Genomic DNA, 12863 nt, shown 5'->3' on the forward strand with positions numbered 1-12863 from the left:
GCAAGCCTAGAAGCAGCGAGTTTCGCGCAGGCCGCCAGCGGCCTGCGTCTGAGGAGATAGCATGATCGTTCGTCCCGTACGCAGCAGCGATTTACCCGCGCTGATCGACCTGGCCCGCAGCACCGGCACTGGCCTCACCACCTTGCCGGCCAACGAAGAGCGCCTGACCCACCGGGTCGGCTGGGCGGAAAAGACCTTTCGCGGTGAAGCCGAGCGCGGCGATGCGGACTACCTGTTCGTGCTGGAAGACGACAACGGCCGGGTGGTGGGCATTTCCGCCATCGCCGGCGCCGTCGGCCTGCGCGAGCCCTGGTACAACTTCCGGGTCGGCCTGACGGTCAGCGCCTCCCAGGAGCTGAACATCTACCGCGAGATCCCCACGCTGTTCCTGGCCAATGACCTGACCGGCAACTCCGAGCTGTGCTCGCTGTTCCTGCATGCCGATTACCGCACCGGCCTCAACGGCCGCATGCTGGCCAAGGCGCGGATGCTGTTCATCGCCGAGTTCCCGCAGCTGTTCGGCAACAAGATCATTGCCGAGATGAGGGGCATGTCCGACGAGAATGGCCGCTCGCCGTTCTGGGAAAGCCTGGGCCGGCACTTCTTCAAGATGGAGTTCAGCCAGGCCGACTACCTGACCGGTGTCGGCAACAAGGCCTTCATCGCCGAGCTGATGCCCAAGTTCCCGCTCTATACCTGTTTCCTGTCCGAAGATGCGCGCAACGTCATCGCCAAGGTCCACACCGACACCGAGCCGGCGCTGGCCATGCTCAAGAGCGAAGGCTTCAGCTACCAGGGCTATGTCGACATCTTCGACGCTGGCCCGGCGGTGGAGTGCGAGACCAGCAAGATCCGCGCAGTGCGTGACAGCCAGGCGCTGGTGCTGGCCATCGGCACCCCGGGCGACGACGCCACGCCGTTCCTGATCCACAACCGCAAGCGCGAGGACTGCCGCATCACCGCGGCACCGGCGCGCTTTGCCGCCGGCACCCTGGTGGTCGATCCCCTGACCGCCAAGCGCCTGCAACTCAACGCCGGCGACCAGGTCCGCGCGGTTCCGCTGTCTGCTTCTCGGGAGTCGAAACAATGAGCACGCTGTACATTGCCGGCCAATGGCTGGCCGGTCAGGGCGAGGCCTTCACCTCGGTCAATCCGGTGACCCAGGCGGTCATCTGGTCGGGTAATGGTGCCACTGCCGCACAAGTGGACAGCGCCGTGCAGGCCGCCCGCCAGGCGTTTCCGGCCTGGGCCAAGCGTTCCCTGGAAGAGCGCGTCAGCGTGCTCGAAGCCTTTGCCGCCAGCCTGAAGAGCCGTGCCGACGAACTGGCCCGCTGCATTGGCGAGGAAACCGGCAAGCCGCTGTGGGAAGCTGCCACCGAAGTCACCAGCATGGTCAACAAGATCGCCATCTCGGTGCAGAGCTACCGCGAGCGTACCGGCGAGAAGAGCGGCCCGCTGGGCGACGCCACCGCCGTGCTGCGGCACAAGCCCCACGGTGTGGTGGCGGTGTTCGGCCCCTACAACTTCCCCGGCCACCTGCCAAACGGGCACATCGTTCCCGCTTTGCTGGCCGGTAACAGCGTGCTGTTCAAACCCAGCGAGCTGACGCCGAAAGTCGCCGAGCTGACGGTACAGTGCTGGATCGAAGCCGGCCTGCCGGCAGGTGTGCTGAACCTGCTGCAAGGCGCTCGGGAAACCGGTATCGCCCTGGCGGCCAATCCGGGGATCGATGGGTTGTTCTTCACCGGTTCCAGCCGCACCGGCAATCATCTGCACCAGCAGTTCGCCGGGCGCCCGGACAAGATCCTGGCCCTGGAAATGGGCGGCAACAACCCCCTGGTGGTGGAGCAGGTCGCCGACCTGGACGCCGCGGTGTACACCATCATCCAGTCCGCCTTCATTTCTGCCGGTCAGCGTTGTACTTGCGCCCGTCGCCTGCTGGTGCCGCAAGGCGCCTGGGGTGACACGTTGCTGGCGCGCCTGGTGGCGGTCAGCGCAACCATCGAGGTCGGCGCGTTTGACCAGCAGCCTGCGCCGTTCATGGGCTCGGTGATCTCCCTGGGCGCCGCCCGCGCACTGATGGATGCGCAGCAGCAGCTGTTGGCCAACGGCGCCGTAGCCTTGCTGGAAATGACCCAGCCCCAGGCCCAGGCCGCCTTGCTGACCCCGGGCATCCTGGACGTTAGCACCGTGGCCGAGCGCCCTGATGAGGAGCTGTTCGGGCCGTTGCTGCAAGTGATCCGCTACGCTGATTTCGATGACGCGATCGCCGAGGCCAACAACACTCAGTACGGCCTGGCGGCCGGTCTGTTGTCGGACTCCGCCGAGCGCTACCAGCAGTTCTGGCTAGAAAGTCGAGCAGGTATCGTCAACTGGAACAAGCAGTTGACCGGCGCCGCCAGCAGCGCGCCATTCGGTGGCGTGGGGGCCTCGGGCAACCATCGGGCCAGTGCCTATTACGCGGCGGACTACTGCGCGTACCCGGTGGCTTCCCTGGAAACCCCGAGCCTGGTGCTGCCGAGCGCGTTGACGCCGGGTGTGCGCCTGTCCTGATTGGTGTGGCCTTTTCGCCGGCAACCCGGCTCCTGCAGATCTGTGCAGGAGCCGACTTGCCGGCGAACGAGCGCACCGCGTTCGCCATGTGTAGATATCGATTGCCTATAACAAACAGATTCGTGGAGCCTCGCTGATGAAATCCTATGAAGTCAATTTTGACGGGCTAGTGGGGCCGACCCATAACTACGGCGGCCTGTCCTACGGCAACGTTGCCTCCCAGAGCAACAGCCAGCAGGGCTCCAATCCCAGGGAAGCGGCGCTGCAAGGCCTGGCGAAAATGAAAGCGCTGATGGAAATGGGCTTTCAGCAAGGCGTGCTCGCCCCGCAAGAGCGCCCGGACGTGGCCGCCCTGCGCAACCTGGGTTTTGCCGGAACAGACGCCCAAGTCATCCAGCAGGCCGCCAAGCAGGCGATGCCATTGCTGGTCGCCAGTTGCTCGGCATCGAGCATGTGGGTGGCCAACGCCGCCACGGTCAGCCCCAGTGCCGACACCGCCGATGGCCGTGTGCACTTCACTGCCGCCAACCTCAACTGCAAATACCACCGCAGCATCGAGCACCCCACCACCAGTCGCGTGCTGGGGGCCATGTTCGCTGACCAGAAGCACTTCGCCCATCACGCGGCCCTGCCGGCGGTAGCGCAGTTCGGCGACGAAGGCGCCGCCAACCACACGCGCTTCTGCCGTGACTATGGCCAGGCCGGCGTGGAGTTCTTCGTCTTCGGTCGCAGTGCTTTCGATACTCGCTACCCGGCACCGCAGAAGTACCCGGCGCGCCAGACCCTGGAAGCTTCCCAGGCCGTCGCCAGGTTGCATGGCCTGAGCGAGGAAGGGGTGGTCTATGCCCAGCAGAACCCTTCGGTGATCGACCAGGGCGTGTTCCACAACGACGTGATCGCGGTGGGCAATGGCGAGGTGTTGTTCTATCACGAGGACGCCTTCCTCGAGACCGATAAGATGCTCGCCGAGTTGCAGGGCAAGCTGGGCAAGCGCGGCGGCAACTTCCAGTCGATCTGCGTGCCGCGTTCGCAGGTGACGGTGGAAGATGCCGTGCGCTCCTACCTGTTCAACAGCCAGTTGCTGTCACGCGCCGACGGCTCGATGCTGCTGATCGTGCCCGAGGAATGCCGCGGCAACGAGCGGGTCTGGCAGTACCTGCAAAGCCTCACCAGCTCTGGCGGGCTGATTCGTGAAGTGAAGGTCTTCGACCTCAAGCAGAGCATGCAGAACGGCGGTGGCCCGGCGTGCCTGCGCTTGCGCGTAGCGCTCAAGGAGACCGAGCTGGCGGCGGTCAATCCTGGGGTTATCATGACCGCGCCGTTGTACGACACCCTGACCCAATGGGTCGGCAAGCACTATCGCGACCGCCTGAGCGAAAGCGACCTGGCGGACCCGCAACTGCTGCTTGAGTGCCGGACGGCACTGGATGAACTGACGCAAATCCTTAAACTGGGCGCGGTTTATCCCTTCCAGATCAATTGAAAGCCAGCGCCCGGCGATCCCGGGCGCGCAGCTTTACCCCAGATGAGAACCGACCCATGAGCGATACCCTGCAGCTGATCCTTGAAGACACCGACGGCACTCAGCTGGAAACGTCCTGCACCCGCTTCGCCGTGCTGTGGCAGGGCAAGGAAGTGTGGATCCAGCAGGACGGCCGCGGCCAGCTGCTGATCGGCGTGGATGTGGAAGAAGGCGATGCGGAATACGCCAGCCTGCTGCTGCGCCCACTGGCGACCAACCTGGTCAGCCTGCAACTGGAAATGGAGCCGGCCGATGCCGGTGACGATGATCACGTGCACGGCCCTGACTGCGGCCACGCCCACTAAGGAAGTCCGCTCTATGCTCGCCCTCGGCAAACTGCTTGAACTGACCCTCGCCGGCCGTGAACCGGCGGAGAAGACTCAACTGACTGTCGACGGCGTGCGCATGCGCTGGCTGAGCGAGGGGGCGCTGGAAGTGCGGCCGCCCGAGGCTCGCGATAACGGCCTGGACCTGCTGCTGTCAGCGGGAATCCATGGCAACGAGACGGCTCCCATCGAGCTGCTCGACCGCTTGTTGCATGACATCGCCCGGGGCGATCTGAAGCCCCGCGCACGTATCCTGTTCCTGTTCGGCAACCCCGAGGCCATGCGCCGCGGCGAGCGTTTTGTCGAACAGGACGTCAACCGGCTATTCAATGGCCGGCATGAATCGAGCAGTGGTTTCGAAGCCCTGCGCGCTTGTGAACTGGAGCGACTGGCGGCGAGCTTCTTCAGCCAGCCCGATCGCCAGCGCCTGCACTACGACCTGCACACGGCAATCCGCGGCTCGAAGATCGAGCAGTTTGCCCTGTACCCATGGAAGGACGGGCGTCAGCATTCACGCCGTGAGCTGGCCCGCCTGCGGGCTGCCGGTATGGAAGCGGTGCTGTTGCAGAACAAGCCCTCCATCGTTTTCAGTGCCTACACCTACGATCAGCTGGGGGCCGAGTCCTTCACCCTGGAGTTGGGCAAGGCACGGCCATTCGGGCAGAACCAGGGGGTCAATGTCGAACGCCTGGAAACCCGGCTCAAGCAGATCATCGACGGTAGCGAACCACCTGCGGAGCAGGACAGCCTCGACGGGTTGCAGTTGTTCAGCGTGGCTCGGGAAGTCATCAAGCACAGCGACAGCTTCCACCTGCATCTGCCGGCAGACATCGAGAACTTTTCCGAACTGGAAGTGGGTTACCTGCTGGCCGAGGATATCGCCCAGACCCGCTGGGTCATCGAGGAGACGGGGGCACGGATCATTTTTCCCAATCCCAAGGTGAAGAACGGCTTGCGCGCAGGGATTCTGATTGTGCCGGCCACGGCCGACGGCCTGGCCTGAGGTTCGCCGGCAAGCCGGGCCCCCGCAGGAGCCGGCTTGCCGGCGATACCGCTAACGCTTAAACCGCTACCGCACGCTGCTCGTTACGGCGCAGGGCGCGGACCTTCTGCAGGGTGTCGGCACAGGTTCTCGCCGCTTCCTGGCCTTTGTGCACGAAGTGCTCGAAGAAGAACTTCTGATGCTCTTCACCCGCATGGAAATGATGCGGGGTCAGCACCACCGAGAAGACCGGTACTTCGGTTTCCAGTTGCACTTGCATCAGGCCGCTGATGACCGACTGGGCGACGAACTCGTGACGGTAGATGCCACCGTCCACCACCAGGCCGGCAGCAACGATCCCGGTATAACGACCGGATTTGGCCAGCAGTTTGGCGTGCAGCGGGATTTCGAAGGCGCCGCCGACTTCGAAGAAGTCGATATCGGATTCCTGATAGCCCTGGGCGAGCATTTCAGTGACGAAGCCCTGACGGCTCTGATCGACGATTTCCTTGTGCCAGCAGGCCTGGATAAAGGCGACGCGCTCGTTGGGGTGGTGTTTGCTTTTGCTATCGATTGCAGTGGGTTGCATCTGTTCTGACTCCTGTTTGTGTGAAAAACAGGGCATATATGAATCGAATGGGATTTAAGGGTGCGCGCAGAACGGTCGTGGATTTCCCACGAACTGCCCGGCAATGGCCCTTTGGCGCCAATCCCGTTCTCTCTTCATCCGGACTATGACCGTCGGCCCCGGAATCACACCGGGTCTGCTGACCTTGTCGTCACCTGTGGCCAAGCCACCGGTCTCGACAAGCGCTCGCGGGCTATGCGCATTGCACGCAATTACCGCCGGTGGGGAATTGCACCCCGCCCTGAGAACGTTTGCCCGCAATTTTTCGCGGGCGGTGAGTTTTTAACACAGATCCTCGCGAGACGCATCGCACCTTTTGGATAATTCTCATCGGATTTTTCAACGCCAGACTCAGGCTTTTCTACAGTTGTTGCTTGATTATTGCCGGCCATGGCCGCAGTTTCGTTTCGAAAGGGAGTTCCCCCTGTTCAAGAGCGGACCTTGCAGGTCCCACAGCCGAGGCCAGATGTGATGAGCGTGATCGATCTTCGTAGTGACACCGTGACCCAGCCGACCCCTGGCATGCTCGATGCCATGGCCAGTGCGCCCACCGGGGATGATGTGTACGGCGAAGATCCGACAGTCAATCGGTTGGAAGGTGAATTGGCGCGGCGCCTGGGTTTTGCTGCGGCGCTGTTCGTGCCCTCGGGCACCATGAGCAACCTGCTGGCTTTGATGGCTCACTGTGAACGGGGCGACGAGTACATCGTCGGGCAACAGGCCCATACCTATAAATATGAAGGCGGGGGCGCGGCGGTACTCGGCTCTATCCAGCCCCAGCCACTGGAATTGCAGGCTGACGGTTCGCTGGACCTTGTCCAGGTGGCTGCGGCCATCAAGCCCGATGACTTTCATTTTGCCCGCACCCGCCTGCTGGCCCTGGAAAACACCATGCAGGGCAAGGTGCTGCCCTTGGCCTACCTGGCCCAGGCTCGGGCCTTTACCCGGGAACACGGGCTGGCCCTGCATCTGGATGGCGCGCGGCTGTACAACGCAGCGGTCAAGCTGGGGGTGGATGCACGGGTGATTGCCGAGCATTTCGATTCGGTGTCGGTGTGCCTGTCCAAAGGTCTAGGTGCGCCGGTGGGCTCGGTGCTGTGTGGCTCGGTGGAACTGATCGCCAAGGCCCGGCGCCTGCGCAAGATGGTCGGTGGCGGCATGCGCCAGGCAGGCGGTTTGGCGGCAGCGGGGCTGTATGCCCTGGACCATCAGGTACAGCGTCTGGCCGACGACCACGCCCATGCACAATTGCTGGCCGATGGCTTGCGGCGGGTGGGCTACAGTGTCGAGCCGGTGCAGACCAACATGGTGTATGTAGAGATGGGGGATCGGGCCGAGGCGCTCAAGGCGTTCGCCGCCGAGCGCGGGATCAAGCTCAGCGCCGCATCACGGTTGCGTCTGGTCACTCATCTGGACGTCAGCGCCGGGCAAATCGAGCACGTGCTGAGCACTTTTGCCGAGTTTTCCCGTAACTGACAGTGTTCTCCGTCCAATTGACTGTTTGTATCGTACAAACACGCTGTACCTAGTGATTAACGCCGATATAATGCGGCCCTTTGCCGTCGTTTCGTCTGTTGACGTTGCGCACAGGCCTTTGGCCGCAGTCTCCGTGGAAGAACCTAATGAAAAGCGCAGAAATCCGTGAAGCCTTCCTCCGCTTCTTCGAAGAGCAAGGCCACACCCGTGTAGCCTCCAGCTCCTTGATCCCAGGCAACGACCCCACCCTGCTGTTCACCAACGCGGGGATGAACCAGTTCAAGGATTGCTTCCTGGGGCAGGAAAAGCGCGCCTATACCCGCGCTGTCAGCAGCCAGAAGTGCGTCCGCGCCGGCGGCAAGCACAACGACCTGGAAAACGTCGGTTACACCGCTCGTCACCACACCTTCTTCGAAATGCTGGGCAACTTCAGCTTCGGTGACTACTTCAAGCGTGATGCGATCACCTTCGCCTGGACCTTCCTGACCTCCGACAAGTGGCTCAACCTGCCCAAGGAAAAGCTCTGGGTCACGGTGTATGCCACCGACGACGAGGCCTACGACATCTGGACCAAGGAAGTCGGCGTACCCGCCGAGCGCATGGTGCGTATCGGCGACAACAAGGGTGCGCCTTACGCGTCCGACAACTTCTGGACCATGGGCGATACTGGCCCGTGCGGCCCTTGCACCGAGATTTTCTACGATCACGGCGCCGATATCTGGGGCGGCCCACCCGGCTCGCCTGAAGAGGACGGTGACCGTTACATCGAAATCTGGAACAACGTGTTCATGCAGTTCAACCGCACCGCCGATGGCGTGTTGCACCCGCTGCCGGCGCCGTCGGTGGACACCGGCATGGGCCTGGAGCGGATCAGCGCGGTGCTGCAGCACGTGCACTCGAACTATGAAATCGACCTGTTCCAGAGCTTGCTGGATGCGGCAGCCAAGGCCATCGGCTGCACCAACGATGCCCAGGCTTCGCTGAAAGTGGTGGCGGACCATATTCGTTCCTGCGGCTTCCTGATTGCCGACGGCGTACTGCCGTCCAACGAAGGCCGTGGCTATGTGCTGCGCCGTATCATTCGCCGCGCTTGCCGTCACGGCAACAAACTGGGCGCCAAGGGCAGTTTCTTCTATCAGATCGTTGCCGCCCTGGTTGCCGAGATGGGCGAAGCCTTCCCGGAGCTGAAGTCCCAGCAGGCGCACATCGAGCGTGTGCTCAAAGCCGAAGAAGAGCAGTTCGCCAAGACCCTGGAGCAGGGCTTGAAGATCCTCGAGCAGGACCTGGCCGAGCTCAAGGGCTCGGTGGTGCCGGGCGACGTGGTGTTCAAGCTGTACGACACCTACGGTTTCCCTATGGACCTGACTGGCGATATCGCCCGCGAGCGCAACCTGACTCTCGACGAGGAAGGCTTCGAGCGCGAAATGGAAGCCCAGCGTGTGCGTGCCCGCTCCGCCAGTTCTTTCGGCATGGACTACAACAGCCTGGTCAAGGTCGACGTGGCCACCGAGTTCACCGGTTACCACGCCACCAGCGGTTCGGCGAAAGTGGTTGCTCTTTATAAGGAAGGGCAATCGGTCGACGTGCTGAGCGAAGGCGAAGAGGGTGTGGTGGTTCTTGACCAGACCCCGTTCTATGCCGAATCCGGCGGCCAGATCGGTGACTGCGGTTATCTTCAGGCTGGCAACGCGCGTTTCGACGTGCGCGACACCACCAAGACCGGCGGTGCCTTCCTGCACCATGGCGTGCTGGCCAAGGGTAGCCTGACTGTTGGTGCGCCGGTTGAAACCCAGGTCGACGCGCAAGTGCGCCACGCGACCTCGCTGAACCACTCGGCCACCCACTTGCTGCACGCTGCGCTGCGCCAGGTATTGGGTGAACACGTACAGCAGAAGGGTTCGCTGGTGGACAGCCAGCGCCTGCGTTTCGACTTCAGCCACTTCGAGGCGATCAAGCCCGAGCAGATCAAGGCGCTGGAAGACATCGTCAACGCCGAGATTCGCAAGAACACCCCGGTGGAAACCGAAGAAACTGATATCGATACCGCCAAGAAGAAGGGCGCCATGGCGCTGTTCGGCGAGAAGTACGGCGACAGCGTGCGCGTACTGAGCATGGGCGGCGACTTCTCGGTAGAGCTGTGTGGCGGTATCCACGCCAATCGTACCGGCGATATTGGCTTGCTGAAAATCACCAGCGAAGGCGGTGTGGCTTCCGGCGTGCGTCGTATCGAGGCAGTGACTGGTGCTGCGGCCCTGGCGTACCTGAATGCGGCGGAAGAACAACTCAAGGAAGCGGCGACCCTGGTCAAGGGCAGCCGCGACAACCTGATCGACAAGCTGTCGGCAGTGCTGGAACGCAACCGCTTGCTGGAGAAGCAACTCGAGCAGTTGCAGGCCAAGGCTGCAAGCGCTGCGGGCGATGATCTGTCCGCTCAGGCGGCAGACGTCAAGGGCGTGAAAGTGCTGGCTGCGCGTCTCGACGGCCAGGATGGCAAGGCGCTGCTGGCGCTGGTGGATCAGTTGAAAAACAAACTCGGCCGCGCAGTGATCCTGCTCGGCAGTGTCCATGAGGAAAAGGTCGTACTGGTTGCCGGTGTAACCAAGGACCTGACTGGCCAACTCAAGGCCGGTGATTTGATGAAGCAAGCCGCTGCGGCAGTGGGCGGGAAGGGCGGTGGTCGTCCAGACATGGCGCAGGGCGGCGGTGTTGATGCCGCTGCACTGGATGCCGCGCTGGCCCTGACCGTGCCATTTGTCGAGCAGGGTATTTAAGGCGCCGAGCCGGGCCCGTCGTCTAGTGGCGGGTCCTTGCGCTGTGCAGTTTGATTGTTTAACGGGCGCCCCTTTACGGGCTGAGGCGGCTTAGAAAATGGCTTTGATCGTACAGAAATTTGGAGGCACCTCGGTCGGCTCTGTCGAGCGGATCGAGCAGGTCGCCGACAAGGTGAAGAAGTTCCGCGAAGCCGGCGATGACCTGGTGATCGTGCTGTCGGCGATGAGTGGCGAAACCAACCGCCTGATCGATCTGGCCAAGCAGATCAGTGGCGAAGCCAAACCGGTTCCCCGTGAGCTGGATGTGATCGTCTCCACCGGCGAGCAAGTGACTATCGCGTTGCTGGCCATGGCGTTGATCAAGCGCGGTGTTCCGGCGGTGTCCTATACCGGTAACCAGGTGCGCATCCTCACCGACAGCGCTCACAATAAAGCGCGAATCCTGCAGATTGATGACCAGAAGATTCGTGGCGATCTGAAAGCCGGTCGTGTGGTAGTGGTTGCCGGTTTCCAGGGCGTTGACGAGCACGGCAACATCACCACCCTGGGTCGTGGTGGTTCCGACACCACCGGTGTGGCGCTGGCGGCAGCTCTGAAGGCCGATGAGTGCCAGATCTATACCGATGTGGACGGCGTCTACACCACCGATCCGCGGGTTGTGCCCAAGGCTCAGCGCCTGGACAAGATCACCTTCGAAGAGATGCTGGAAATGGCCAGTCTCGGTTCCAAGGTGCTGCAGATCCGTGCGGTCGAGTTTGCTGGCAAGTACAACGTTCCGCTGCGCGTTCTGCACAGCTTTCAGGAGGGTCCGGGCACCCTCATTACTATTGATGAAGAGGAATCCATGGAACAGCCGATCATTTCCGGCATCGCTTTCAACCGCGATGAAGCCAAGCTGACTATCCGTGGCGTGCCAGACAATCCTGGCGTGGCCTTCAAGATCCTTGGCCCGATCAGCGCGGCGAACATTGAAGTCGACATGATCGTGCAGAACGTTTCGCACGATAACACCACCGACTTCACCTTCACCGTGCACCGCAATGACTACCTGGCGGCCCAGACCGTGCTGGAAAACACCGCACGTGAAATCGGTGCCCGCGAAGTGGTAGGCGACACAGACATTGCCAAGGTATCGATCGTTGGTGTCGGCATGCGCTCCCACGCGGGCGTTGCCAGCCGCATGTTCGAGGCCCTGGCTAAAGAGAGCATCAACATCCAGATGATCTCCACTTCTGAAATCAAGGTTTCGGTGGTGATCGAGGAGAAGTACCTGGAGTTGGCGGTACGTGCGCTGCATACCGCTTTCGAGCTCGACGCTCCGGCCCGACAGGGCGAGTGATGCGTGTTTGAAAGGGCGCGGTCTGACCGCGCCCTTTGTGTTTTTGATCGGCACGGGAGAAAACTGTTCTTTTGCCCGTGCTAGTCAATACTTAGGCGTGTAGGACTGCAGCCGACCCGGTTGTAGGCCAACACCCTTTTTTTTGCAGACTGTAGTCCCTGAAAATGTAATGCGTGAGGAGAAAGGTATGCTGATTCTGACTCGTCGGTGCGCAGAAAGCCTGATCATTGGTGATGGCGAGATCACTGTGACCGTGCTCGGCGTCAAAGGTAATCAAGTGCGTATTGGTGTCAACGCCCCCAAAGAAGTGGCGGTTCACCGTGAGGAAATTTACCTGCGGATTAAGAAAGAGAAGGACGAAGAACCAAGCCATTAATTTTTATCGTTTTTTTTGTTTGCAAACGGGGAGAAAGCTGGTTAATATACGCCCCGTGTTGCGGAGAGCTGGCCGAGTGGCCGAAGGCGCTCCCCTGCTAAGGGAGTACACCTCAAAAGGGTGTCGGGGGTTCGAATCCCCCGTTCTCCGCCATTATTTGCTTAGTACGTTGTAATCTGGCTTCTTCTGTAAGTTGTTGAAATTACTAGAAAAAGTGCTTTACAAAAAGATTTAACGGCCTATAATGCGCGGCAACAAATGCACTCGTAGCTCAGCTGGATAGAGTACTCGGCTACGAACCGAGCGGTCACAGGTTCGAATCCTGTCGAGTGCACCATTTAAGAGTTAGTTACAGTTATGTAGTTAACTTGGCTTCAACCAGTTGTGGTCTGGTCTAAAAACACAAAATGCACTCGTAGCTCAGCTGGATAGAGTACTCGGCTACGAACCGAGCGGTCACAGGTTCGAATCCTGTCGAGTGCACCATACATCAGGAAGCCCGCATCGAAAGATGCGGGCTTTTTGCTTTCTGCCTTTTTTATCCTCCTTTATCTCTTTTGCCCTCCTGGGCTGGAACGGCTTTGCCCGGCGGAAGTCGAATGCAATGCCTGTGAGCCTATCTCTCCGACTTTTTTCCTGTGCTGTGTGTTTTCTTTTTCTGTCGAGGCGTCGCAGTCTCATAGATTCGGACGTTGCTCAGCTTTATGCCGCAAGCGCTTGTTCTTGCCGCGATTTTTTAACGTTTAAAACCGTCAAGCGGTGTATGATTGCGCCCGTCAGCCCCGCCGGGGCTTGTGGAATACCTCCATGGACTTACCCAGTAGTTACTCAGTATCCCGTTTTAACAATCATGAACTGACTGATTGATCCTTCCGGCGTGCTCCTCTGCT

General features: G+C 61.1%; 10 protein-coding genes, 3 tRNA genes and 1 riboswitch. Of the genes, 12 read left to right on the forward strand and 1 reads right to left on the reverse strand.

Annotated elements, in window-relative coordinates:
- The first annotated feature begins 61 nt into the window (after positions 1–61).
- The 5 genes from astA (at position 62) to astE (ending at position 5404) form a co-directional block, all read left to right on the forward strand.
- Positions 62–1090 carry an arginine N-succinyltransferase gene (gene astA, locus BM382_RS10100; protein WP_011062769.1) on the forward strand — a complete coding sequence of 343 codons (1029 nt, stop codon included), beginning with the start codon at positions 62–64 and terminating at the stop codon, positions 1088–1090.
- Positions 1087–2553 (forward strand): succinylglutamate-semialdehyde dehydrogenase, encoded by a 1467-nt coding sequence (gene astD / locus BM382_RS10105; protein ID WP_072442761.1) that lies wholly within the window; start codon positions 1087–1089, stop codon positions 2551–2553. The genes astA and astD overlap by 4 nt, the downstream gene beginning before the upstream one ends.
- Positions 2554–2689: 136 nt before the next feature.
- The gene (astB, locus tag BM382_RS10110; protein ID WP_011062767.1) at positions 2690–4036 is read left to right on the forward strand and encodes an N-succinylarginine dihydrolase; all 1347 of its coding nucleotides are present in this window, start codon (positions 2690–2692) and stop codon (positions 4034–4036) included.
- A gap of 56 nt (positions 4037–4092) precedes the next feature.
- Positions 4093–4380 carry a hypothetical protein gene (locus BM382_RS10115; RefSeq protein WP_011062766.1) on the forward strand — a complete coding sequence of 96 codons (288 nt, stop codon included), beginning with the start codon at positions 4093–4095 and terminating at the stop codon, positions 4378–4380.
- A gap of 13 nt (positions 4381–4393) precedes the next feature.
- Positions 4394–5404: a succinylglutamate desuccinylase gene (astE, locus tag BM382_RS10120; protein ID WP_011062765.1), complete on the forward strand. Its 1011-nt coding sequence runs from the start codon at positions 4394–4396 to the stop codon at positions 5402–5404.
- Between the two features lie 58 nt (positions 5405–5462).
- Here the strand turns inward: astE and BM382_RS10125 are convergent, their stop codons facing one another.
- A complete protein-coding gene (locus BM382_RS10125) occupies positions 5463–5972 on the reverse strand; it encodes a 6,7-dimethyl-8-ribityllumazine synthase (protein WP_011062764.1) in 510 nt (169 codons plus the stop codon).
- Between the two features lie 121 nt (positions 5973–6093).
- Positions 6094–6264, reverse strand: a riboswitch (FMN riboswitch).
- 218 nt (positions 6265–6482) lie between these two features.
- Here BM382_RS10125 and ltaE point away from each other — a divergent pair.
- From ltaE to BM382_RS10160, 7 genes are all read left to right on the forward strand, one after another.
- Positions 6483–7487 carry a low-specificity L-threonine aldolase gene (gene ltaE / locus BM382_RS10130; protein ID WP_011062763.1) on the forward strand — a complete coding sequence of 335 codons (1005 nt, stop codon included), beginning with the start codon at positions 6483–6485 and terminating at the stop codon, positions 7485–7487.
- A gap of 146 nt (positions 7488–7633) precedes the next feature.
- The gene (gene alaS, locus BM382_RS10135; RefSeq protein ID WP_019093136.1) at positions 7634–10258 is read left to right on the forward strand and encodes an alanine--tRNA ligase; all 2625 of its coding nucleotides are present in this window, start codon (positions 7634–7636) and stop codon (positions 10256–10258) included.
- A 97-nt stretch (positions 10259–10355) separates the two neighbouring features.
- A complete protein-coding gene (locus BM382_RS10140) occupies positions 10356–11597 on the forward strand; it encodes an aspartate kinase (RefSeq protein WP_011062761.1) in 1242 nt (413 codons plus the stop codon).
- Positions 11598–11784: 187 nt separating this feature from the next.
- Complete coding sequence (gene csrA, locus BM382_RS10145) at positions 11785–11973, forward strand: carbon storage regulator CsrA (protein WP_002554426.1); 189 nt, start codon at positions 11785–11787, stop codon at positions 11971–11973.
- Between the two features lie 62 nt (positions 11974–12035).
- Positions 12036–12126: transfer RNA gene (locus tag BM382_RS10150), tRNA-Ser, on the forward strand.
- Between the two features lie 107 nt (positions 12127–12233).
- Positions 12234–12310, forward strand: a tRNA-Arg gene (locus BM382_RS10155).
- 72 nt (positions 12311–12382) lie between these two features.
- Positions 12383–12459 (forward strand) — tRNA-Arg (locus BM382_RS10160).
- Positions 12460–12863 lie beyond the last annotated feature (404 nt).

This window comes from Pseudomonas sp. NFPP25, assembly GCF_900116505.1.
Classification (GTDB): domain Bacteria; phylum Pseudomonadota; class Gammaproteobacteria; order Pseudomonadales; family Pseudomonadaceae; genus Aquipseudomonas; species Aquipseudomonas protegens.

Coding starts and splice junctions, on each gene's coding strand:
- astB (WP_011062767.1), top strand. CDS start 2,690: ATGAAATCCTATGAAGTCAATTTTGACGGGCTAGTGGGGCCGACCCAT.
- BM382_RS10115 (WP_011062766.1), top strand. CDS start 4,093: ATGAGCGATACCCTGCAGCTGATCCTTGAAGACACCGACGGCACTCAG.
- BM382_RS10140 (WP_011062761.1), top strand. CDS start 10,356: ATGGCTTTGATCGTACAGAAATTTGGAGGCACCTCGGTCGGCTCTGTC.
- astE (WP_011062765.1), top strand. CDS start 4,394: ATGCTCGCCCTCGGCAAACTGCTTGAACTGACCCTCGCCGGCCGTGAA.
- csrA (WP_002554426.1), top strand. CDS start 11,785: ATGCTGATTCTGACTCGTCGGTGCGCAGAAAGCCTGATCATTGGTGAT.
- alaS (WP_019093136.1), top strand. CDS start 7,634: ATGAAAAGCGCAGAAATCCGTGAAGCCTTCCTCCGCTTCTTCGAAGAG.
- astA (WP_011062769.1), top strand. CDS start 62: ATGATCGTTCGTCCCGTACGCAGCAGCGATTTACCCGCGCTGATCGAC.
- astD (WP_072442761.1), top strand. CDS start 1,087: ATGAGCACGCTGTACATTGCCGGCCAATGGCTGGCCGGTCAGGGCGAG.
- BM382_RS10125 (WP_011062764.1), bottom strand. CDS start 5,972: ATGCAACCCACTGCAATCGATAGCAAAAGCAAACACCACCCCAACGAG.
- ltaE (WP_011062763.1), top strand. CDS start 6,483: ATGAGCGTGATCGATCTTCGTAGTGACACCGTGACCCAGCCGACCCCT.